The sequence below is a fragment of the Siccirubricoccus phaeus genome (assembly GCF_008360935.1).
GTDB lineage: Bacteria > Pseudomonadota > Alphaproteobacteria > Acetobacterales > Acetobacteraceae > Siccirubricoccus > Siccirubricoccus phaeus.
Genome location: NZ_SRXO01000022.1, coordinates 66,049 through 87,150, shown reverse-complemented (window position 1 = coordinate 87,150; position 21,102 = coordinate 66,049). Strand labels below are relative to the sequence as shown.

At 73.3% G+C, this 21,102-nt stretch carries 18 protein-coding genes; 8 read left to right on the top strand and 10 right to left on the bottom strand.

Annotation, left to right across the window (positions count from 1 at the left end):
- The 3 genes from E5N76_RS23870 to E5N76_RS23860 are packed head-to-tail and all read right to left on the bottom strand — an operon-like array spanning position 1 to position 2,498.
- A complete protein-coding gene (locus E5N76_RS23870; protein WP_149539827.1) occupies positions 1-498 on the bottom strand; it encodes a DUF934 domain-containing protein in 498 nt (165 codons plus the stop codon).
- Positions 485-2,170 carry a nitrite/sulfite reductase gene (locus E5N76_RS23865; protein ID WP_149539826.1) on the bottom strand — a complete coding sequence of 562 codons (1,686 nt, stop codon included), beginning with the start codon at positions 2,168-2,170 and terminating at the stop codon, positions 485-487. The genes E5N76_RS23870 and E5N76_RS23865 overlap by 14 nt, the downstream gene beginning before the upstream one ends.
- A 1-nt stretch (position 2,171) precedes the next feature.
- Positions 2,172-2,498: a DUF2849 domain-containing protein gene (locus E5N76_RS23860; protein WP_149539825.1), complete on the bottom strand. Its 327-nt coding sequence runs from the start codon at positions 2,496-2,498 to the stop codon at positions 2,172-2,174.
- A 178-nt stretch (positions 2,499-2,676) separates the two neighbouring features.
- Here E5N76_RS23860 and cobA point away from each other — a divergent pair, with 178 nt between their 5' ends.
- Positions 2,677-3,489, top strand: coding sequence for a uroporphyrinogen-III C-methyltransferase (gene cobA, locus E5N76_RS23855; protein ID WP_149539824.1), 813 nt, complete (start codon positions 2,677-2,679; stop codon positions 3,487-3,489).
- A 179-nt stretch (positions 3,490-3,668) separates the two neighbouring features.
- Positions 3,669-5,396 carry an ABC transporter ATP-binding protein gene (locus E5N76_RS23850; protein ID WP_149539823.1) on the top strand — a complete coding sequence of 576 codons (1,728 nt, stop codon included), beginning with the start codon at positions 3,669-3,671 and terminating at the stop codon, positions 5,394-5,396.
- 218 nt (positions 5,397-5,614) lie between these two features.
- Here the strand turns inward: E5N76_RS23850 and E5N76_RS23845 are convergent, their stop codons facing one another.
- The 7 genes from E5N76_RS23845 to E5N76_RS23815 all read right to left on the bottom strand — a co-directional run bounded on the left by E5N76_RS23845 (position 5,615) and on the right by E5N76_RS23815 (position 15,168).
- Positions 5,615-6,376, bottom strand: a complete 762-nt coding sequence (locus E5N76_RS23845; protein ID WP_207792091.1) for an SDR family oxidoreductase — start codon at positions 6,374-6,376, stop codon at positions 5,615-5,617.
- On the bottom strand, positions 6,369-7,043 hold the full coding sequence (locus E5N76_RS23840; RefSeq protein ID WP_149539821.1) for an ankyrin repeat domain-containing protein: 675 nt from the start codon (positions 7,041-7,043) through the stop codon (positions 6,369-6,371). The genes E5N76_RS23845 and E5N76_RS23840 overlap by 8 nt, the downstream gene beginning before the upstream one ends.
- Positions 7,044-7,513: 470 nt before the next feature.
- Positions 7,514-7,873, bottom strand: a complete 360-nt coding sequence (locus E5N76_RS23835; RefSeq protein WP_149539820.1) for a hypothetical protein — start codon at positions 7,871-7,873, stop codon at positions 7,514-7,516.
- Positions 7,874-7,955: 82 nt separating this feature from the next.
- Positions 7,956-10,067 carry a hypothetical protein gene (locus E5N76_RS23830; protein ID WP_149539819.1) on the bottom strand — a complete coding sequence of 704 codons (2,112 nt, stop codon included), beginning with the start codon at positions 10,065-10,067 and terminating at the stop codon, positions 7,956-7,958.
- The gene (locus E5N76_RS23825; RefSeq protein ID WP_149539818.1) at positions 10,068-12,833 is read right to left on the bottom strand and encodes a DUF4159 domain-containing protein; all 2,766 of its coding nucleotides are present in this window, start codon (positions 12,831-12,833) and stop codon (positions 10,068-10,070) included.
- Between the two features lie 88 nt (positions 12,834-12,921).
- Positions 12,922-13,800 carry a DUF58 domain-containing protein gene (locus tag E5N76_RS23820; RefSeq protein ID WP_235907849.1) on the bottom strand — a complete coding sequence of 293 codons (879 nt, stop codon included), beginning with the start codon at positions 13,798-13,800 and terminating at the stop codon, positions 12,922-12,924.
- A gap of 351 nt (positions 13,801-14,151) precedes the next feature.
- Positions 14,152-15,168, bottom strand: a complete 1,017-nt coding sequence (locus E5N76_RS23815; protein ID WP_149539816.1) for an AAA family ATPase — start codon at positions 15,166-15,168, stop codon at positions 14,152-14,154.
- Between the two features lie 210 nt (positions 15,169-15,378).
- Here E5N76_RS23815 and E5N76_RS23810 point away from each other — a divergent pair, with 210 nt between their 5' ends.
- From E5N76_RS23810 to E5N76_RS23785, 6 genes are all read left to right on the top strand, one after another.
- Positions 15,379-15,978 (top strand): DUF1285 domain-containing protein, encoded by a 600-nt coding sequence (locus E5N76_RS23810; RefSeq protein WP_149539878.1) that lies wholly within the window; start codon positions 15,379-15,381, stop codon positions 15,976-15,978.
- A 357-nt stretch (positions 15,979-16,335) separates the two neighbouring features.
- Positions 16,336-16,914, top strand: a complete 579-nt coding sequence (locus tag E5N76_RS23805) for a CoA pyrophosphatase (RefSeq protein WP_149539815.1) — start codon at positions 16,336-16,338, stop codon at positions 16,912-16,914.
- Positions 16,915-16,980: 66 nt separating this feature from the next.
- Complete coding sequence (locus tag E5N76_RS23800; RefSeq protein WP_149539814.1) at positions 16,981-17,358, top strand: heavy metal-binding domain-containing protein; 378 nt, start codon at positions 16,981-16,983, stop codon at positions 17,356-17,358.
- Positions 17,358-17,603 carry a hypothetical protein gene (locus E5N76_RS23795; RefSeq protein ID WP_149539813.1) on the top strand — a complete coding sequence of 82 codons (246 nt, stop codon included), beginning with the start codon at positions 17,358-17,360 and terminating at the stop codon, positions 17,601-17,603. The genes E5N76_RS23800 and E5N76_RS23795 overlap by 1 nt, the downstream gene beginning before the upstream one ends.
- Entirely contained in the window at positions 17,600-18,844 is a 1,245-nt protein-coding gene (locus E5N76_RS23790) for a CCA tRNA nucleotidyltransferase (RefSeq protein ID WP_149539812.1), read from the top strand. The genes E5N76_RS23795 and E5N76_RS23790 overlap by 4 nt, the downstream gene beginning before the upstream one ends.
- Before the next feature lie 531 nt (positions 18,845-19,375).
- Entirely contained in the window at positions 19,376-20,986 is a 1,611-nt protein-coding gene (locus tag E5N76_RS23785) for an ABC transporter substrate-binding protein (protein ID WP_149539811.1), read from the top strand.
- Positions 20,987-21,102: the final 116 nt, after the last annotated feature.

Sequence of the window (21,102 nt, the reverse complement as noted above, 5' to 3'; positions counted from 1 at the left end):
TCAGGCGATCTCCAGCTTGCGCCGCAGCAGGGAAAGCGGCGAGTCCGGCACCACCGCGCGCTGATAGGCGATGCCGATGACGCGCCGCGCCGCATCCCACACCGCCGGGTCCGCGCCCGCCGGCACCTCCACGGTGGAGACGCCGCAGCGCAGCAGCGCGAGGTACTGGTCCGGGATCACATGGCCGGTCGCGCGGATCTCGCCGGTGAAGCCGTGCTGCTCGCGCAGCGCGCGGGCCTGGGTGAAGGCGCGGCCATCGCGGAATTTCGGCAGCACCAGCGCCACCAGCGAGAGAAGCGGCAGCAGATCGGCGATCTCCGCCACCGCCACCTCCGGCGGCAGCACCAGGCCGAGCGGCGCGCGGCGCGAAGCCAACTCCGCCGCGTCCCGCCGCAGCCGCGCCAGGGAGAGGATGGCGGGGCTGTCCGGCAGCACGGCGTCATCCGCCACGCTCACCCAGGCATCGTCCACCAGGCGGCCATCCTCAAGCAGCGGCATAGAGCGCCTCCTTGAACGGCGCGAGGCCGATGCGGCGGTAGCAATCGATGAAGCGCTCGCCCGGCAGGCGGTGCGCCACATGGGTCAGCAGGATGGTCTCGATGGCGTCGACGATATCGTCATAGGAGAAGGCCGGCCCCACCAGCTCCCCCAGCGCCGCGTCATTGCCCGCGGCGCCGCCGAGCGTGACCTGGTAGACTTCCTCGCCGCGCTTATCGACGCCCAGGATGCCGATATGCCCCACATGATGGTGGCCACAGGCATTGATGCAGCCGGAAATGTTCACGAAGCACTCGCCGATATCGAGCTGCCTGTCGAGATCGGCGAAGCGTTCGGAGATGCGCTGCGCCACCGGGATGCTGCGCGCCGTCGCCAGGGCGCAGTAATCCATCCCTGGGCAGGCGATGATGTCGGAGACCAGGCCGATATTCGGCGTCGCCAGCCCGGCCGCGCGCAGTTCCTCCCACAGATCGGGCAGATCCTCCTGCCGCACATGCGGCAGCACCAGGTTCTGCACATGGCTGACGCGGATCTCGCCGAAGGAGAAGCGCTCCGCCAGCCCGGCCACCACCTCCATCTGCGCCGCGCTGGCATCGCCCGGGATGCCGCCGATCGGCTTCAGGGAAATGGTCACGCTGGCATAGCCCGGCTGCCGGTGCGGCCGCACGCTGCGCGCCGCCCAGGCGCGGAATTCCGGCGCCTCCGGCAGCGCCACGTCGTTCAGCGCCAGGAAGGGCGGCGGCGCGAAATGCTGGCGGATGGCGGCGACGATAGCCGGATCCAGCCGGAAGCGGTCGCGCGGCATGGCGGCGTATTCCCGCTCCACCATCTCCGCGAACTCCGCGCCCAGGTCGCGCACCAGGATCTTGATGCGCGCCTTGTAGATATTGTCCCGCTGGCCGAGCGCGTTGTAGCTGCGCAGCACGGCTTCCAGATAGCCGAGCAGCTCCGCCTCCGGCAGGAAGTCCCGCAGCTTCGTGGCGATCAGCGGCGTGCGTCCCATGCCGCCGCCGGCATGGACGGCGAAGCCGATCTCGCCCGCCGCGTTCCGCTTCGCCTCCAGCCCCACATCGTGCAGCCGCAGCGCCACGCGGTCCTCCGCCGCGCCGGTGATGGCGATCTTGAACTTGCGCGGCAGCCAGGTGAATTCCGGGTGCAGCGTGGACCATTGCCGCAGGATCTCGGCATAGATGCGCGGATCCACCACCTCATCCGGCGCGGCGCCGGCATATTCATCCGTGGTGACGTTGCGGATGCAATTGCCGCTGGTCTGGATGGCGTGCATGTCCACCGCCGCCAGGGCGCGCAGCATGTCCGGCACGTCTTCCAGCTTCGTCCAATTGAACTGGATGTTCTGCCGCGTGGTGAAATGGCCGAAGCCCCGGTCCCAGCGCCGGGCGATGTAGGCAAGCTGGCGCAGCTGCGCCGCGTTCAGCACGCCATAGGGGATGGCGACGCGCAGCATATAGGCGTGAAGCTGCAGGTAGAGGCCGTTCATCAGCCGCAGCGGCTTGAACTCCTCCTCCGTCAGCTCGCCGGCCAGGCGGCGCTGCACCTGGCCCTCGAATTCGGCGATGCGCTCGGCCAGGAATTCGCGGTCCACCGCGTCATAGCGGTAGGTGCGGGCATGGGGCGGGACGGGCGCCACGGCGCGGGGGGCGATGGCGTTCATCTCAGGAGGCCATCCGCCATTCGGCGGGCTCCGCCGCCACGCTGGGGCCGGCGGCACGCAGCCTTTCGCGGTACTTCGCCGGCACCGGCACGCCACCCGCCAGAAGCAGTTCCACGCCATAGACGCCGACGACGAGCTGCGCCGCCTCGCCCTGCTGCGCCAGCGCCAGCCCCTCCGCCGCCTGTTCCGGCGGGAAGATGCGCGCCTCCGCCACCCGGTCCACCCAGATGCCGCCCTCCCCCAGCCAGGCCACGCGGCCATCGCGCAGGCGGTTGCCGGTGAAGGCCAGCGGGGCGGTGGCTGGGCGCGCCTTCGGGGGGGTGCTCATGCGGGAATATCCTGTGGCCGCTCTGGCTGCACGCAGGGGCAGCGTAGGTTCTCTGGATTTAACGGCTGGGTTGGTTCTTATCAAGCAGCCGGCGTGAATATGAGCTTTTCCCGCGAATTCGGCTTGCGCGAGGGCGCGGAAAGCCCGAATTCCCCGGATGCCCTGCGGATTCATACGAATGTCTGACGTGGATTACGGCTCTGCCCTGGCCAGCGGCGACGGCCCCGCCCCGGGGGAGGTCTGGCTGGTCGGCGCCGGGCCGGGCGACCCCGGCCTGCTCACCCGCCGCGCCGCCAGCGCCATCGCCCGCGCCGACGTGATCCTGCACGACGCGCTGCCCGGCCGCGCCGTGCTGCGCCTGGCCCGGCCCGGGGCCACGCTGCTGCCGGTGGGCAAGCGCAAGGGCCAGGCGCCGATGTCCCAGGCGAAGATCAATGCCCGGATGATCGCCGGCGCCCGCGCCGGGCTGCGCGTGGTGCGGCTGAAGGGCGGCGACCCCTTCCTGTTCGGCCGCGGCGGGGAGGAAGCCCAGGCGCTGAATGCGGCCGGCATCCCCTGGCGCGTGGTGCCGGGCGTCACCGCCGGCACCGCGGCGCCGGCGGCGGCGGGCGTGCCGCTGACCCATCGCGGCACCGCCAGCGCCGTCACCTTCGTCACCGGGCATGACGAAACGGGCGCGCTGCCGGAAAGCGTGGACTGGGACGCGCTGGGGCGGGCGGGCGGCACCATCGCCGCCTTCATGGCGCTCTCCCGGCTGGACGAGATCGCGCTGCGGCTGCTGGCGGCGGGACGGCCGGCTGCGACGCCGGTCGCCATCATCGCCCAGGCCTCGCTGCCGGGGCAGGCCACGCTGCGCAGCACGCTGGGCGCCTGCACGCTGGACGCGAAGCGGGCGGCGCTGCCGACGCCGGCGCTGATCGTCATCGGCGAGGTCGCGGGGCTCGCGCTGCTGCAGGCCATTGGGGTGCCGCCGGCCCAGGCGGTGGGTTGAGGAGGGCTCTGCCCTCCTCAAACTCCACCCGCCAAAGGCCGAAGGGCCTTTGGAAACCATGAGTCGAGGCGCGACGGTCGAGACGCCACGCTCAAGGGTTCCAAGGGCCCTTCGGCCCTTGGCGGGGAGCGCTCGAGAGGGGCAGCGCCCCTCTCGACCTTCCGCTATGATGCACTGCAATGCTCCGCCAATTCCTCGCCCTCTACCGGCCCCATCGCCGGCTGCTCCTGCTCGACTTCGGCTGCGCCGCCCTGTCCGGCCTGCTCGAGCTGTTCTTCCCGATGGCCGTGCGGGCCTTCATCGATCAATTGCTGCCGGGCCAGGACCTGCCGCTGATCTTCCTCGCCCTGGCCGGGCTGATGGCGATCTACGCGGCCAATGCCGGGCTGATGGCGGTGATGGCCTATTGGGGTCACGTCCTCGGCATCGCCATCGAGACGGAATTGCGCCGCCGCGCCTTCGACCACCTGCAGAAACTCTCCTTCCGCTTCTATGACGGACAGAAGACCGGCCATCTCGTCGGCCGCGTGACGAAGGATCTGGAGGAGATCGGCGAGGTCGCGCATCACGGGCCGGAAGACCTGCTGATCGCGGTGCTGACCTTCCTCGGCGCCTTCGCGCTGATGGTCTACGTGAACCCGGTGCTCGCTTTGGTCGCGGCGCTGGTGATGCCAGCCGCGGCCTTCATCGTCATCCGCTATGGCGGGCGGATGACCGGCAACTGGCAGCAGCAATTCCGCCGCGTCGGCGCCTTCAACGCCCGCATCGAGGAGAATGTCGGCGGCATGCGCGTGGTGCAGGCCTTCGCCAATGAGGCGCATGAGCGCCGCCTCTTCGCCGCCGACAACCTCCGCTACCGCGACACCAAGCTCGCCGCCTACCGCACCATGGCGATGACCATCACCATGAACTATCTCGGCATGCGGGCGGTGCAGGTGGCGGTGATGCTGGCCGGCGCCTGGATGGTGGTGCGCGGCGGCCTCTCCATCGGCGATTTCATGGCCTTCCTGCTGCTGGTCGGCGTGTTCTACCGGCCGCTCGACAAGATCGGCACGGTGATCGAGACCTATCCGAAAGGCCTTGCCGGGCTGCGCAGCTACAACGCCCTGCTGGCGGAGGAACCCGACATCACGGACGCGCCGGATGCCGTCGAGGCGCCGAAGCTTGCCGGCGAGGTGCGCTATGAGGGCGTCACCTTCGGCTACGCCCCTGGCCGCCCGGTGCTGCGCGACATCGATCTGACGATCCGGGCCGGGGAGACGGTGGCGCTGGTCGGCCCCTCCGGCGCCGGCAAGACCACGCTCTGCTCGCTATTGCCGCGCTTCTATGAGGTGGAGCGGGGCCGCATCACCATTGACGGCATCGACATCCGCCGCATGACCCGCGCCTCGCTGCGGCGGCAGATCGGCATCGTGCAGCAGGATGTGTTCCTCTTCGCTGGCACGCTGCGGGAGAACATCGCCTATGGCCGCCTGGACGCGACCGAGGCGGAGATCCGCGAGGCCGCCCGCCGCGCCCGGCTGGACGAGATGATCGCCGCCCTGCCGGAGGGGCTGGAGACGGTGATCGGGGAGCGCGGGGTGAAGCTTTCCGGCGGGCAGAAGCAGCGGCTCGCCATCGCCCGCATCTTCCTGAAGAACCCGCCCATCCTGATCCTGGACGAGGCCACCAGCGCCCTGGATACGGAGACGGAGCGCGCCATCCAGCGTTCGCTCGCCGAGCTGGCGGAGGGGCGGACGACGCTGGTCATCGCCCACCGCCTGGCCACCATCCGGAATGCCGACCGCATCCTGGTGGTGACGGCGGCGGGCATTGCGGAGCAGGGCACCCATGCGGCGCTGCTGGCGGCCAACGGCCCGTACCGGCGGCTGCATGATGCGCAATTTTCGGGAGTGGCCGCGGAATAGGTCCAGGGGCAGGGCCCCATATGCGCGAAGCAACGGCGCAATGCCCCCACCCCCGATCAGCGTCGGCAGGTTCAACCCCCGGACCCAAAACTCGGACCGGGGTCCGGGGACCGGTCCGGTCCCCGGCGGGAGTGCAGAGGGCAGCGCCCTCTGCTGGGGGCATGGGGGCGAAGCCCCCATCCCTCCCCCCCGGCAGCGCCGGGGGAGGGAGGGTCAAGCTACACAGCCCGCACCCAGCCGCCATCCACGTCCAGCAGCGCGCCCTGCAGATAGGCGCCGTCCGGCCCGGCGAGGAAGGCGACGACGCCCGCGATCTCCGCCGGCTCGCCAAAGCGGGCCACGCCGGTCTGCCGCGCCAGCTCCACCGCGGCGGCGGCCTGGTCCAGCCCTTTCTCCCGCATCACCGTGGCGATCCGGCCTTCCAGCCGCCCGGTGCGGATGCTGCCGGGGTTGATGCAGTTCACCCGTACCCCCTCCGCCACGCCCTTGTCCGCCAGCGCCTTGGTCAGGTTCATCAGCGCCGCGTTGACGCTGCCGCCGATGGTGAAATCGGCGCTCGCCACCCGCCCGCCGACGCCGGCGATCATCACCACGCCGCCGCCCGTCTGCCGCAGATGCGGCCAGGCGGCGCGGGTCAGCCGCACCGCGCCATGCAGCTTCAGGGCGAAGCCATCGGCCCAGGCGGCGTCGGAGAGTTCCAGGAAGTCGCCGCGCTGGGTGGCGCCGGCGCTGTTCACCACCAGGTCCAGCCGGCCGAACCCCGCCAGCGCGGCCGCCACCGCCGCCGCCGCCGCGCCCGGCTCGCGCAGGTCGGCGGGATGCGCCACGGCGCCGGGCAGGCGGGCGGCGGCGTCTTCCAGCGCCGCCCCGCTGCGGGCCGTCAGCAGCACGCGCCAGCCATCCGCGGCCAGGCGTTCCGCGATGCCGAGGCCGATGCCGCGGCTGGCGCCGCTGACGATGGCCGCCCGCGCCTCAGCCACGGCCGGACCTCCGCCCCGCCGGGGCCGACGCCGCTGCGGGCGGCGCCACCGCCGGGCGTCCGGCATCGAAGCCGAGGAAGCCGATAGCGGGGATCGGCGCCCCGCCATCCCCGGCCCAGAGCCGCGGGTTGCGCGCCTCCGGCACCGGCGCCGGCGGGCGATCGGTGGCCGGCGCCGCCGCCTCCCGCCGCGCGGGCATCCTGGCCGGGGGCGGGGCGGCGGTGGCGCGGGTCGGCGGCCCCTCGGCCGGGGCCGGCGCACCGCGCAGCCCGGTGCGGATGGACAGCAGGTAGAACATGATCTCCGTCCGCCCCTGATCCACCGCGGAATCGATCGGCGTCAGCCCCAGCACGTTGCGGGATTCGATATCCGCGCCGCGCGCCACCGCATCCCGCGCCGCCGCCATGTCGCCGCGGTTGATGGCGTCGAACAGCGCGGCGTTGGGGGAAAGGTCGCCGGCATTGGGGTCGGCCGGAATCGCCTCCGGCGCGTTGCGGTATTGCAGCCCGGGCAGGGCGGGCGGCGGCGGGCGTTCCGGCGGCGCGGCGGCGGTGGGGCGGTTGCGGGCACGGTTGCCGCCGAATTGCGCGGCAGCCTCCGAACTCGGCAGGGCCAGCCAGGCCAGGACGGCCATCGGCAGCAGGGCGGCAAGGGGGGCGCGGCGCATGGGCCCGACTCCTAGAGCATTTTCAACTCCGGCGGAATCGCCGGACGACCCGGAAAATGCGACAGAACAAAAAGCTGGAGCGGGTTCACCGAGCACAGGCGAGGCGACCCGCTCCGGACCGTGATCCGCGCCGACGGAAGCGCGGATCATGGCCTGGTGCCCTGCCCGCGAAACTCGCTGGATTTTTCCAGCGAACGCCGCGGACAAGCAGGCACTGAAAACACAAGCCAGTGGCCCGAGAACGAGTCCACAGGACTTCGGAATCGGGACGCTAGTGCCCTGCCCGCGAAGTTCGCTGGACTTCCAGCGAACGCAGCGGACAAGCAGGCCACTGAAAACACAAGCTGGTGGCCCGAGAACGACGTCCGCAGGACTGCGGAATCGGGACACCAGCCCTTTGTCCTGGCGCGTGATTCACGCCTCCGGGCGTTCCGCCCTGCGGCGATCATGCACCAGCCCGGCCCGCCAGATCAGCGGCAATCATCCCCGCGCACCCCGAAGCTCTCCACCTTGCCGCCCTGCAGGGTGAAGATCACGTCGCAGCCGCGGGTCACCAGCATCGGCCCGGCGGGGGGCAGCAGCGGGCCGAAGCGGCCATAGCGGCCGCCCCAATAGGGGTAGTAGTAGGGGTCGCTGGGCCAGAGCTGGGTCCGGCGCCATTCATATTGCAGGTATTTCTTCCCCTCGGATTCATAGCTTCGGGTCGGCACGCCCTGGCTGGCGAGCAGCGCCGATTCCGGCTGGCCGACCAGCGGCGCCAGCCGCGCCTCCAGCGGGGGTTCCCGGGCACAGCCGGCCAGCAGGGGGAGAAGGAGGAGGAGGCGTTTCATCGTCGTCGCCTTGCCGCCCCCGGCGGGGCCAGGGGCAGAGTCAGGGGTGAGGGCTGGGCTGAGCCTGGCGAAGCCCCCCTGTTTACCGTCCCTCCCGCCGCCAGGCCAGCAGCGCCAGGCCGAGGGTCAGCGGCAGGGCCAGCCAGGGCGGCAGGAGCGGCATGGCGGCGATGCCGGTCACGGTATGATCGCCGTTGCGCCGCAGCCCGATCCAGCCTGCCCCCGCCGCGTCCCGCCCGGGCCCGACGCGGCGCAGCTCCGGCAGCACCGGCTCCGCCGCGTTCCGTCCCTGCGGCTCGGCGGGGCCCAGCCAGCGCGCGGCGCCGCCGGTGGCGGCCAGCACCGGCGCCAGCCGGGCCGGGTCGGCCCGCAGATCCGCCACCTCCGGCGGGTTGGAAGCGGCCGCGGCGGCGAAGGCGCTGCGGCTGCCATCGGTCACCTGCCAGACGCCGGGCTGTTCCGCCGGCAGCCAGCCGATGGCGCGGCCGCCCGCCCCCGGCTCCAGCGTCAGCCGCTGGGTGGTGCCGTCCGGGGCGGTCACGGTGATCTCGGGCAGCGGGCCGGGCTCCACACTGCGGCGCTCCACGCGCAGCCTGCCGGCCTCGATGCGGGCGGTCAGGTCCTCCTCCTCCAGCTCCGGCTCCCGCATCAGCCAGTGCGCGGCGCGGCGCAGCAGCTCCGCCTGCGGCCCGCCGCCATCATGGCCGCGCGACCACAGCCAGATATGGTCGGAGAGCAGCAGGGCGACGCGGCCTTCCGCCACCCGGTCGAGGATCAGCAGCGGCGCCTCGCCGGCGGCGTCCATCACCGCGACGCCGCCGCGCTGGTCGGCGCGCAGGCTGCGGTACCAGCGGCCCCAGCTCGCCTCGGCATTCGGCTCCGGGTTGGCGCCGGTCAGCCCCTCCGTCACCGGGTGGCGGGCGCCGAGCGCGGTGATGCGGGGCCGGAAGGCCCCCTCCGCCACCCCGGCTTGCCCTGCCCCGGCGGCCGGCCGCGCCGGCAGCACGGCGCCGAGCGGGGTGGCGGCGAGGCTGGTGGGCCCGCTGAATTCCGGCCCGACGGAAAGCAGCAGCGCCCCGCCGCCCCGCACGTAATCCGCGATGTTCCGCAGATAGGCGGGCGGCAGGATGCCGCGATTGGCGAATCGGTCGAAGATGACCAGGTCGAATTCGCGCAATTTCACCTGGAACAGCTCGCGCACCGGGAAGGCGATCAGCGCCAGCTCGTTCAGCGGCGTCAGGTCGTCCTTCTCCGGCGGGCGGAGGATGGTGAAATGCACCAGGTCGACGCCAGGATCGGCCTTCAGCAGCCGCCGCCAGGTGCGCTCCCCGGCATGCGGCTCGCCCGAGACGAGCAGCACCCGCAGCCGGTCGCGGACGCCGGTGACGGTGACGACGGCGCGGTTGTTGACCTCGGAGACCTCGCCGGGCCGGGCCTCGGCGGCAAGCTCCACCACGGTGGGGCCGCCGCGCTCGATCGGGACGGTGATGCGGTGCTCCCGCCCGGTCGGCACGCTTTCGGTGCGCGGCGCGGCGCCGTCGCGGCGGATGGTGAGGTTGGCCGGGCTGCCGGCGGCGGCGCCGAGATCCTCGACGGCGACGCGCAATTCCACCGCACGGCCGACGATGCCGAAGCCCGGCGCCTCGATGATGCGGAGGCGGCGGTCCACCTCGCCCGGGCGGCCGGGCAGCAGGGCGTGGAAAGGAGCGTCCAGCGGCACATTGGCCGGCACGTCATGCACCTGGCCATCGGTCAGGGCGATCACCCCGGCGAGGCGGGCGCGGGGGATATCGGCCAGCGCCCGTTCCAGGGCGGTGAAGAGGCGGGTGCCCTGGTTGCCGCCCTCCGGCACCTCCACGGTGCGCATCTCGAGATCGGGCAGGCGGCCGGCCCGGGCTTCCAGGGCCTGGCGGGCGGCCTCGATCTGCGCCGCGCGGCCGGCGAGGCGGGCGCTGTCGGAGCGGTCCACCAGCAGCACGCCGATATCCGGGCGGGTCTCCCGCGTTTCCTCCACCAGCCGCGGATTGGCCAGCGCCAGCAGCAGCAGGGCGAAGGTGAGGGCGCGCAGCACCCCGCCACGCGCCCGGCGGAACAGCGCCGGCAGCAGGGCGATGAGCGCAACGGTGCCGAGCACGACCAGCAGCCAGGCCGGCAGGATGGGGGCGAGGTCGATGCCGGAAAGGGCCTGCTCCATCTAATTCCCCAGCCTTTCCAATATGGCCGGCACATGCACCTGGTCGCCCTTGTAGTTGCCGGTCAGGGCGTACATCACGAGGTTGAGGCCGAAGCGGTAGGCGAGCGTCCGCTGCCGGGTGCCGCCGGGGATGACGGCGTAGGGGTTGTTGCCGCGGCTATCCACCGCCCAGGCGCTGGCCCAGTCATGCCCGCCGATGATGACCGGCGAGACGCTGTCATTCGCCCGGTCCTGGTCGCGCGCCACCCAGACCTGGCCGCCGGCGAAGCGGCCCGGCAGGTCCGGCAGCAGGTAGAAGGCGCGCTTCAGCACATGGTCCTCCGGCACCGGGGCCAGGGGCGGGATGGCGAGGTCGCGGGTCACCCGCCGCAGCGCCTCCCGCGCCCCGGGGGCGAAACCCTCGCCGGAGCCTTCGTCGCGCGTGTCGAACAGGATGATCCCGCCATTGCGCATGAAGCCGTTCAGCGCCGCGATGGCGGCGGCATCCGGCGTCGGCGCCTCCGGCGTCACCACCCAGTAGAGCAGCGGATAGAAGGAAAGGTCGTCCCGCCCGGGCAGCACCGCCGCCGGCTCCGCCAGCGCCGCGGCGCTGCGGCGGTTCACGAAATCGGAAAGGCCGACGAGGCCGGTGCGCAGCGTCTCATCCAGCCCGGCATCGCCGGTGACGATATAGGCGAGGCGGGTGGCGAGCGCCGGGTCGTCGCTCTCCGCCCGCGCCGCCGGGGCGGCGAGCAGCAGCAGGGGCAGCAGCACGGCGGAGACCCCGGTGCGCAGCGCGGCACGGCGGCCCGGCGCGCCGGGGAGGCCCAGCAGGCCGCGCAGCCGGAGCCCGGCCAGCAGATCGACGGCCAGCAGCAGCAGCGCCGCGGCCAGCAGCCAGGGGCCGAGATCTCGCTCCGCCGGGATGCCGCCGATCGCGATCCGGGCCGCGCCGGCGGGCGGCGGCGGCGCGGCGCGCGGCGCCGGCACCGCGCCGCCGAGATTGAGCGCACGGCGATACCCGGCCTCCGCCGCATCCTCCCCTGCCGCCTGGCCGGGCGTGCCGTACCAGCCGGGCGGGTGGCGGGGGCCGGGCACGGTGCCCTCCAATTGGGCGGCGGGCAGGGCGGCGGCCGCCGGCGGGGCAGGGCCGAGACGGCCGAAGCCGTCGAGCGTCTCCAGCGGCGCCAGCGGCGCCTCCCCCTCCGCCCCCTGGATGCCGGCGGAGAGCGCCACGATCCGCCGCAGCATCTGCACGAACAGGCCGGAGAGCGGCAGGTTGGACCATTCCGCATTGGCTGTGACATGGAACAGCACGATGCGCCCGGCGCCGCGGCTTTCCGCGGTGACCAAAGGCGTGCCGTCCTGCAGCCTGGCCCAGACCCGCTCGGTCAGGCGGGGGGAGGGTTCGGCCAGCACCTGGCGCTCCACCGTCACCTCCTCCGGCACCGGCAGGCCGGCGAAGGGCGAGCCCTCCGGGAAGGCGGCCAGGCGCTGCGGCTGTTCCCAGGACAGGGCGCCGCCCAATTGCCGCTCCGCCCGCAGCGCCACCGGCAGCAGCGGGTCCGGGCTTTCGGCGAGGCGCGGCCCGGCGAAGCGGACCAGCGTGCCGCCCTGCTCCACCCAGCGGGTCAGGGCCTGGCGCTCCGCCCCGTCCGGCACCCGGCGGTCGGCCAGGGCCAGCACCGCGATGGGCCGGGCGAGGAGCTGGTCCAGCGGGCCGCGGCGGATCTCGGCATAGGGGCCGAGGGCACGGTCCAGATAGAACAGATCGCCGATCAGCGGCGCATCGGCGCTTTCCTCCTGCGCCGGCAGCAGCCCGACCGGGCGGCGGCGGAAGCGCTCATCCAGCAGCACCACGGAGCCGGCGCCGGTGGCACCCTCGATCTCCAGCCGTACCACCTGGTTGCGCAGCTCCACCGGCAGGTCGAGCACCGCCTCCCCCTGGCCCGCCCCGGCCGGGATGGGCACGGCGGCGCGGGCCAAAGCGCGGCCATCCCCGGTGCGGGCCAGCACCCCCGCTTCCGTCGCGGTGGGCAGGGGAAGCTGCTGCACGGTCAGGCGCAGCCGGTCCGCCTCCGCCACCGGCGGCAGCAGCAGGCGGCGCGGCGCGGCCTCGGCCAGGGCGAGGGTCAGCGGGCCGGCGGCCGCCAGGGCCGCCGCCAGGCGGCCGGAGTCCGGCGTGTGCTCCACCCCGTCCGAGAGCAGCAGCGGGGCCAGCGGCCCGGGATTGGCGCCGCGCCAGGCGGTGAAGGCGGCGAGCGCCGCGGCAGGGTCCGGGGCCCAGGGCTTGGGGCGCAGCGCGGCCAGGCGGGCATGCAGGTCCTGCGCCGGCATGGGGCCGATGAGTCGCGGCGGCGCCCCGGTCTCGGCCGGGGCGGTGGAGAGGAGGGCGGCCCGCCGCTCCTCCCGCCCCGCCCGGTCCAGCGCCGCGCCGGCCAGCGCCATGCGGGCCGGCCAGTCCGGCGCCGCGGCCCAGCCATCCTCCACCACCAGCAGCAGCGTGCCCTCCGCCCCGCCCGCCGCCCCGCCGGGGCCGAGCACCGGCCGGGCAAGGCCGAGAATGACCAGCCCGGCGGCGACAAGGCGCAGCAGCAGCAGCCACCAGGGGGTGCGCGCCGGGGTTTCCTGCACCACCGGCAGATCCCGCAGCAGGCGCAGGGCCGGGAAGGCCAGGCGCCGCGGCGCCGGCGGGGTGACGCGCAGCAGCCACCAGAGCACCGGCAGGGCCGGCAGGGCCAGCAGCAGCCAGGGGGCGGCGAAGGCGAGGGGGCCGAGGGTCAGCATCCGGCCGAATTACCAGCAAGCCTGGGGCCACCCTCGTGACAGCTCGGCAAGGCGATGCACGGCATGCGGGTCCTCGATGGCATAGGGACTACTCTGGCGCGAGTGCCTGCCACAATGCCAGCAAAGCCGTCTGGGGCGGCTGGTCGACATGGTGGGTCAGGAACCCCCAGCCCGCGGCGGCAGCGATGGCGGCGATGCCTTCCCGGTGGCGGCGCAGCCTTTCCTGGTAGATCGGCCTCGCCTCTTCCACCCGCGGCACCAGCACCGTCTCCCCGGCCTTGCCCCAGGCGAACAGGACGCGGCCGGCATAGGCGCGGTTCCCCTCGCCGAGCGTCGCCTCCTCCGGGTCCAGCACCTGGACCAGATGGCCGCGCACCGGCCAGGCGGCAAGGGCGGCGATGGCGGCGTGGATCTCCGGGAGCGGCGACATGAAATCGCCGATCAGCACGGCGCGGGCATGGCGGGGCAGGTCGGGGTCCGGGGCGGGCACGGCGCGGGATTTGGCGATGGCGGAAAGGCTTTCCACCAGCGGCGCCAGGCCGGCGCGGCCGGCATGGGCGCGGCCCGGCCCGCCGATCAGCCGCACCCGCTCCCCGCCGCGCAGCGCCAGGGCGGCCAGGGCGGCCAGCAGCAGCTCGGCGCGCTCCCGCTTGCTCGGGCGGTTGGCGGAAAAGCGCCATTCCATGGAGCGGGAGGCGTCCGACCAGAGGGCGATGGTCTGCGCCGCCTCCCATTCCGTCTCGCGGATGAAGAGGCGGTCCGACTTGGCGCTCTGGCGCCAGTCGATCCGGCCGACGGGATCGCCCGGGAGGAAGGGGCGGAATTGCCAGAAGGCGTCGCCCGGCCCGGCGCGGCGCCGGCCATGCACGCCCTGGAGGACGGTGGCGGCCACGCGTTCCGCCGCCACGACGAGGGGCGGGAGGGTGGCGGCAAGGGCTTCGGCGCGGAAGGTGGTGTCAGCCGGCATGGGGGGGCCTGTGGGCGGGGCCGGCGGGGGCATCGCCCTCACGAGCGAGGAGGTCACGCCCGCCAGTGGGGAAGCCACCCCCACTAACGGGGAAGCCACCCCCGCAAACGGGGACGCCACCCCCACTAACGGGGAAGCCACCCCCGCAAACGGGGAAGCCACCCCCGCAAACGGGGAAGCCACCCCCACAAACGGGGAAGCCACCCCCACAAACGGGGAAGCCACCCCCACAAACGGGGAGGCCTCCCCCACCCCAGCCCTCCCCCGCCAGCGGGAGAATCGTCGCCCCCGCTCCAGCGGGGGCAGGCCGGGGCGGGGGTGGGTATGGATATCGGGCCGTCAGCCCTGCCCTCACGCCAACTCCCCCTTCAGCGCCTCGATCACCTCGGCCAGCCGCACCCCCTCCGCCCGGGCGGAGAAATTCAGCGCCATGCGGTGCCGCAGCACCGGCTCGGCCAGCGCCAGCACATCCTCGACGGAGGGCGCCAGCCGCCCATCCATCACCGCCCGGGCGCGCGTCGCTAGCATCAGCGCCTGCGCCGCCCGCGGCCCCGGCCCCCAGGCCAGATGCTTGCGCACCGCCTCCATGGGCGCGGAATCCGGCCGCGCCCCGCGCACCAGCTTCAATATGGCGTCCAGCACCGCCTCCCCCACCGGCAGGCGGCGGATCAGCGCCTGGGCGGCCATCAGCTCCGGCCCGGTCATTGCCTGGGCGGGGCGGGATTCCCGGGCGCCGGTCGTCGCCAGCAGCATGGCGCGCTCCGCCGCCTCATCCGGGTAGCGCACCTCCACCTCCAGCAGGAAGCGGTCGAGCTGCGCCTCGGGCAGCGGGTAGGTGCCCTCCTGCTCGATCGGGTTCTGCGTCGCCAGCACATGGAAGGGCGCCGGCAGCGGGTGGGCGACGCCGGCCACCGCCACCCGGTGCTCCTGCATCGCCTGCAGCAGCGCCGACTGGGTGCGCGGGCTGGCGCGGTTGATCTCGTCGGCCATCAGCAATTGGCAGAAGACCGGCCCGGGCAGGAAGCGGAAGGACCGCTTGCCGCTCTCCCCCTCCTCCAGCACCTCGGAACCGATGATGTCCGCCGGCATCAGGTCGGGGGTGAACTGGACCCGCTTGGCGTCCAGCCCCAGCACCGCGCCGAGCGTTTCCACCAGCTTGGTCTTGCCGAGGCCCGGCACCCCCACCAGCAGCGCATGGCCGCCGGAGAGCAGGGTGATGAGGGTCTGCTCCACCACCTCCTGCTGGCCGAAGATCACCTTCCCGATCGCCTCCCGCACCCGGGCCAGGCGGTCGCCCAGCGCCTCCGCCTCGGCCAGCAAGGTGGCGGGGTCGCTGCTGCCTGTTGTGGTTTCGGCCACTTCAATCATCCCACTGCTGCTCCCTATATGGGGGCCTGTTCCCTTGCGGCGATGCCTGCGGCAGTAACCCTTCATCAACCGAAGGCGCGGCATTGGGCATTGGGCAGGTGCGTTATCGTGCAGGTGCAGGGCAGAGCTTCCCCAGAACCCGATGGACAGACAGCCTATGGCGGCGCAGGGCGCGAACAAAGCGGCGAATGGGAGGCAGGCGTGAGGCAGATGCTGGGACGCCAGGCGATGCAGCCGGCGGAATGCGGCCGCGGCGCGATGCCGGCGCGGCGCGACACCCCCCGTAAGCGGCCGGAGCCGCGGGAATTCGATATCCGGATCGACCGGCGCGGAACCTGGCATTACCAGGGCAGCCCGATCAACCGGAAGGAGCTGGTCTGCCTCTTCGCCAGCGTGCTGAAGCGGGAGGCGGATGGCAGCTTCTGGCTGGAGACGCCGGTGGAACGCGGCCGGATCGAGGTGGAGGACGCCCCCTTCGTCGCCGTCGAAATGTGGTGGCGGCACTGCGATTGCGGCGATGGCTGCGCGCCCAAGCAATGCCTCACCTTCCGGACGAATCTGGACGAGATCGTGACGGCCAATGCCGAGCACCCGATCCGCGTCCATCTCTGCCCGGTGACGCGGGAGCCGCAGCCTTACGTGACCATCCGCCCGGGGCTGGAGGCGAAGCTCAGCCGCCCCGTCTTCTATGAGCTGGTGGCGCTGGGCCAGACGGAGATGGTGGATGGGAAGGAAATGCTCGGCGTGTGGTCCGAGGGGGTCTTTTTTCCCATCGACGAGGTCACCGGGCTGGACCAGGCGGCGGAGTGACATCCCCATGACACTGCTGACGCGGCGTCATGGGAGCCCCGGGTTTCGGCCCCATGGCGCCGCTGCACGGCGCATCGGGCCCCGATAAGCGCCGGACGAGCAGCGCCTCGCGCAGCCTGCCGCGGCAAAGCCGCGTCGGGCAACGGGCAGCCCGGTGCGGGCGGGGCGCCAGGACTCAGGCATGGCGCCCCGCCGTCCTGGACCGTCGGAGGCACGCTCGCTGGGCAACGGGCGGTCCGGTTCAGGCGTGGGCGGCGGGCGATCGGCATTTGCCGGCCCGGCAGCGGTGGCCGGCGGTGGTGTAGCGCCGCCGCATCGCCGGTTCCGCGCCAGGGCGTTCTGCTTTAAGCCGGGGGCGTGACCCCCGCCGAGATCGCCGCCCGCTTCGCCGCCGCGCCGCCGCCCCCGGCCGGGACCGCCAGCCCCGCCGATGCGCCGCCCAAAGCGCCGCATGTCCGCGCCGCCGTCCTGGTGCCCATCGTCACCCACCCGGAACCCAGCATTCTGCTGACCCTCCGCGCCGCCCGGATGACCTCCCATGCCGGCCAGGTCAGCTTCCCCGGCGGCAAGATCGAGAAGGGCGAAACCCCGGAAGCCGCCGCGCTGCGCGAGGCGGCGGAGGAGGTCGGGCTGGACCCCCGCCTGCCGGAGCTGCTGGGGCGGCTGCCGGACCAGCTCACCGGCACCGGCTTCCACATCACCCCCATCGTCGCCCTGGTGCCCCCGCCCCTGCACCTCACCCCGGACCCGGCGGAGGTCGAGGAGCCCTTCGAATTGCCGCTGGCCGTGGTGCTGGACCCCCGGGCACCGCAACGGCAGCGGCGGGAAGCGCCGGGCGGCAGCCGCGAATTCTGGGTCTGGCCGCATGCGCGCCACTTCATCTGGGGCGCCACGGCGGCCATCCTGGTGAACCTGGCCCGGCGCCTGCGCGGCTGAGCCGAACGCGCCGCCGGGCCGCGCCCATGCTAGGCTCGGCCCGCCATTGCCGCACGGGCCCCGACCATGCTGTTCACCACCACCGCCACCATCCAGGGCCGGGAGATCGACCGCTATCTCGGCCTCGTCTTCGGCGACGCGGTGCTGGGCATCAATGTCTTCAAGGACCTGCTTGGCGGGCTCCGGGACATCGTCGGCGGCCGCTCCGGCACCTATGAGCGGGAGCTGGGCGCGGCGCGCGACACCGCGCTGCAGGCCCTGCTCGCCCAGGCGCAATCCCTGGGCGCCGAGGCCATCGTCGGCATCGACTTCGACTATGAGGTGCTCGGCAGCAACAACGGCATGCTGATGGTCTCGGCCAGCGGCACGGCGGTGACGCTGCGGCCGGAGGCTGCCGCCGGCGCCGGCGGCGCCTCCTCCCCTTGGGGCAGCCCGCCGCGCTGATGCCCTATCTCTTCGAGATCCTGCTCTTCCTTGCGCCCTTCGCGCTGTTCCTGGCCTGGCGCCGCCTGGCGCCGGGCATGGCGCCGCGGCCGAAGGCGCTGTGGCTGGCCGCGGCGGGGCTGGCCTGCGCCATGGCCGGCCTCGCCTGGTACGGCTTCTCCCTCCGCAGCCAGCCGCATGAGGAATACCGCCCGGCCCAGCTCGGCCCGGATGGCAGGATCATCCAGGGGGGGCGGGCGCCATGATCGCGCCCGACCCGCCGCAGCGCCGCATCCAGCCCCCTGCCACCCTCGCCGCCGGCGCCCCGGCCGCGGTGCTGGCGGCCCTGCCCGGCGCCCGCGCCGTGGGCGGGGCGGTGCGGGATACGCTGGCGGGCCGGCCCATCCAGGATGTGGACATCGCCGTGCCCCTGCCGCCGGAGGCGGCGGCGCAGCGCCTCCGCGCCGCCGGGCTGAAGGTGTTCGAGACCGGCCTCGCCCACGGCACCGTCACCGCCGTGCTGGGGGGCCAGCCGGTGGAGGTGACCAGCCTGCGCCGCGACGTCGTGACGGATGGCCGCCATGCCGAGGTCGCCTGGACCACGGATTGGCGGGAGGATGCGGCGCGGCGCGACTTCACCATCAACGCCATGTCGCTCTCCGCCGCCGGGGAGCTGTGGGATTACTTCGGCGGCGCCGAGGATCTGGCGGCCGGCCAGGTGCGCTTCGTCGGCGACCCGGCGACGCGGCTGGCCGAGGATTACCTGCGCGCCCTGCGCTTCTTCCGCTTCCAGGCCCGCTACGGGCGCGGCGCGCCGGATGCGGCGGCGGTGGCGGCGATCCGCGACGCGGTGCCGGGCCTGGCGCGGCTTTCGGTGGAACGGGTCTGGATGGAGCTGAAGCGGCTGCTGGCCGCGCCCGAGCCCGGGGCGGCGCTGGCGCTGATGGCGAAGACGGGGGTGCTCACCAGCCCGCATGTGCTGGGGGAGGGGTGCGACCTCCCCCGGCTGCAACGCCTGCTGGCGCTGGGTGCGCCGCTGCGGGTGATGCTGCGGCTGGCGGCGCTGGCGCCCATGGGGCAGCCGGGCGGGCCGGCGGGCTGGGCGGCGGCGCTCGCCACCCGGCTCAAGCTCTCGGCCGAAGAGCGGCTGGCCCTGCTGCGCCGCGCCGGGGCGGTGCCGCCGCCGGCGCCGGAGCTGGAGGGGGCGGCGCTGCGCCGCTGGCTCTTCACCGCCGCCGGCGAGGGCAAGGCGGACCCGGCGCTGCCCGAGGATCTCGCCTGGCTGGCCGAGGCGGCGGATGGCGCCGACCGCGCCGCCCTCCGCGCCCGGCTGGCGGCGACGCCGGTGCCGGTCTTTCCGCTGCAGGGGCGGGACGCGCTGGCGCTCGGCATGGCGCCGGGGGCGGCGATGGGAAGGGCGCTGCAGGCGGTGCGGGCCTGGTGGCTGGAAGGCGGCTGCACCGCCGACCATGCGGCCTGCCTGGAAGAGCTGCGGCGGCTTGGGTGAGGATGGGGCGTCCCCGGGGACCCTGCCGTCAATCGGCGGGTTCGGATGCCGGGCCTGACAAATCGGACCGGGGTTCGGGGCTGGGGCCCACAGGTGCGAAGTTGAGCGATAAAGAGGTGAAATCGGCCGAGTAAGACTGGGGGCCTTGCCCCCAGGCCCCCGGCAGGAGGTCGTCGCGGGCAGTGCCCGCGACCCTGCACCGCCGCCGAGGGAAGGCTTCCCCCGGACCCAGCCGTGAGTCGGCTGAGGCGACCGCCGGGCCTGAAACTCACACCGGGTCCAGCCCCCGGTGGGGGGTTCGGGAGGCAAAGCCCCCGACTTCCAAACTTCGCGGACATGGGCGGGGTTGGCGGCACTGCCGCCAACGGCCATGCCGGCAGCCTTGCCTCTGCCTATTTTCCGGCGCCCCTGCCACCGAAGCCGGCAGCCCTGTCGCCGCGCTCGCGCGCAACCTGCCGCCCCGGCCCGGCTTTCCCTTGCACGCCCCTTGCATCGCCCCGCCCCCAGAACGGGATCGGGAGCTGAACGACCATGCATTTCCTCCACCGCGCCGGGGGCCTCGCCCTCGCCGCGCTGCTTGCCGCCCTGCCGGCGGCCGGGCAGGCGCAGCAGAAGGTGCTGCGCATCGCCATGACGGCGGCCGACGTGCCGACCACCACCGGCATGCCGAACAACGGCTTCGAGGGCGTGCGCTTCCTCGGCTACCCGATCTTCGAGGGGCTGGTGCTCTGGGATCTCTCCCGCGCCGACCGGCCGGCGCCGCTCCGCCCCGGCCTCGCCGAGCGGTGGGAGCAATCCGCCGACGACCCGAAGACCTGGATCTTCCATCTCCGCCGCGACGTGAAATTCCATGACGGCACGGCGTTCAACGCCGATGCGGTGATCTGGAACCTCGACCGCTACTTCAAGACGGACAGCCCGCAATTCGAACCCGCCGGCAGCGGCATCACCCGCGCCCGCGTGCCGCTGATGGCGAGCTACCGCAAGATCGACGACTTCACCGTGGCGATGAGCACGACGCGCGTCGCCAGCTACTTCCCCTTCATGGTCGTCTACATCCTGATGACCAGCCCGCAGAGCTTCGAGCAGGGCGGGCGGGACTGGGCGCGCGTCGCCGCCTTGCCGCCGGCCGGCACCGGGCCCTTCCGCCTGGCGCGCTTCACCCCGCGCGTCTCCGCCGAGCTGGCGAAGAACCCGGATTACTGGGACCAGGCGCGGGTGCCGAAGCTCGACCGCGTCATCCTGCTGCCGGTGCCCGAAGCCAATAGCCGCCTCGCCGCGCTGCGCTCCGGCCAGGTGGACTGGATCGAGGTGCCGCCGCCGGACGCCATCCCCGGGCTGCGCCAGGGCGGCTTCCAGGTGGTGACCAACTCCTACCCGCATGTCTGGCCCTGGCTGTACCAGATGGGCGGCACCACCTCCCCCTTCCGCGACATCCGGGTGCGCCAGGCGCTGAATTACTGCGTCGATCGCGCCGGCCTCGTGCAATTGCTGAACGGCACGGCGGAGCCCTCGGTGGGCTGGCTGAAGCCCGCCGACCCGCATTTCGGCACCCCGCAGCACCGCTACGCCTTCGACGCGGCCCGCGGCCGGGCAATGCTGGCCGAGGCCGGCTACACGCCGCAGCGGCCGCTGCGCTTCAAGGTGATGATCTCCGCCAGCGGCTCCGGCCAGATGCTGCCGCTGCCGATGAACGAGTACATGCAGCAGAACCTGAAGGAGGCCTGCGGCGTCGATGTCTCCTTCGAGGTGACCGAGTGGAACACGCTGCTGACCGCCGTGCGGCAGGGGCCGGATGCGCCCATCCTGAACGGCTCCACCGCCACCAACCCGTCCTCGCCCTCCTCCGACCCCGCGGTCGCGGCGCGCTACTTCCTGCAGGCCTTCGTGCCGCCCAACGGCTTCAATTGGGGCCAGTACAACGACCCGCAATTCGAGGAGGCCTTCGCCGCCCTCGAGAATGCCCGCGACCAGGCGACCTATGACGCCGCCTATGCCAAGGCGCATGAGCGGCTGGTGGACAACCCGCCCTGGCTCTACATCGTCCATGACCTGAACCCGCGCGCCATGTCCCGCCGGGTGCGCGGCTTCGTCTCCGCGCAATCCTGGTTCCAGGATCTGGTGACGGTGGATTTGCAGTAGGCGGCGGCGGATCATGCGCGGCGCGCATCCGGAGCGGCAGGAGCCGGACCGGATGCCGCGACACGCGTCCGATGCCCGAAGGGCCGCAGGCCCGAAGGTCTGAATCGGCCGCGCCC

Excerpts from the sequence above, each read along its gene's own strand:
- E5N76_RS23835 (WP_149539820.1), bottom strand. The coding sequence starts at position 7,873 with ATGAAACGCCTCCTCCTCCTTCTCCCCCTGCTGGCCGGCTGTGCCCGG.
- E5N76_RS23870 (WP_149539827.1), bottom strand. The coding sequence starts at position 498 with ATGCCGCTGCTTGAGGATGGCCGCCTGGTGGACGATGCCTGGGTGAGC.
- E5N76_RS23860 (WP_149539825.1), bottom strand. The coding sequence starts at position 2,498 with ATGAGCACCCCCCCGAAGGCGCGCCCAGCCACCGCCCCGCTGGCCTTC.
- E5N76_RS23810 (WP_149539878.1), top strand. The coding sequence starts at position 15,379 with ATGCTGGGACGCCAGGCGATGCAGCCGGCGGAATGCGGCCGCGGCGCG.
- E5N76_RS23820 (WP_235907849.1), bottom strand. The coding sequence starts at position 13,800 with ATGCCGGCTGACACCACCTTCCGCGCCGAAGCCCTTGCCGCCACCCTC.
- E5N76_RS23815 (WP_149539816.1), bottom strand. The coding sequence starts at position 15,168 with ATGATTGAAGTGGCCGAAACCACAACAGGCAGCAGCGACCCCGCCACC.
- E5N76_RS23790 (WP_149539812.1), top strand. The coding sequence starts at position 17,600 with ATGATCGCGCCCGACCCGCCGCAGCGCCGCATCCAGCCCCCTGCCACC.
- E5N76_RS23785 (WP_149539811.1), top strand. The coding sequence starts at position 19,376 with ATGCATTTCCTCCACCGCGCCGGGGGCCTCGCCCTCGCCGCGCTGCTT.
- E5N76_RS23830 (WP_149539819.1), bottom strand. The coding sequence starts at position 10,067 with ATGGAGCAGGCCCTTTCCGGCATCGACCTCGCCCCCATCCTGCCGGCC.
- E5N76_RS23825 (WP_149539818.1), bottom strand. The coding sequence starts at position 12,833 with ATGCTGACCCTCGGCCCCCTCGCCTTCGCCGCCCCCTGGCTGCTGCTG.
- E5N76_RS23850 (WP_149539823.1), top strand. The coding sequence starts at position 3,669 with ATGCTCCGCCAATTCCTCGCCCTCTACCGGCCCCATCGCCGGCTGCTC.
- E5N76_RS23800 (WP_149539814.1), top strand. The coding sequence starts at position 16,981 with ATGCTGTTCACCACCACCGCCACCATCCAGGGCCGGGAGATCGACCGC.
- cobA (WP_149539824.1), top strand. The coding sequence starts at position 2,677 with ATGTCTGACGTGGATTACGGCTCTGCCCTGGCCAGCGGCGACGGCCCC.
- E5N76_RS23865 (WP_149539826.1), bottom strand. The coding sequence starts at position 2,170 with ATGAACGCCATCGCCCCCCGCGCCGTGGCGCCCGTCCCGCCCCATGCC.
- E5N76_RS23795 (WP_149539813.1), top strand. The coding sequence starts at position 17,358 with ATGCCCTATCTCTTCGAGATCCTGCTCTTCCTTGCGCCCTTCGCGCTG.
- E5N76_RS23840 (WP_149539821.1), bottom strand. The coding sequence starts at position 7,043 with ATGCGCCGCGCCCCCCTTGCCGCCCTGCTGCCGATGGCCGTCCTGGCC.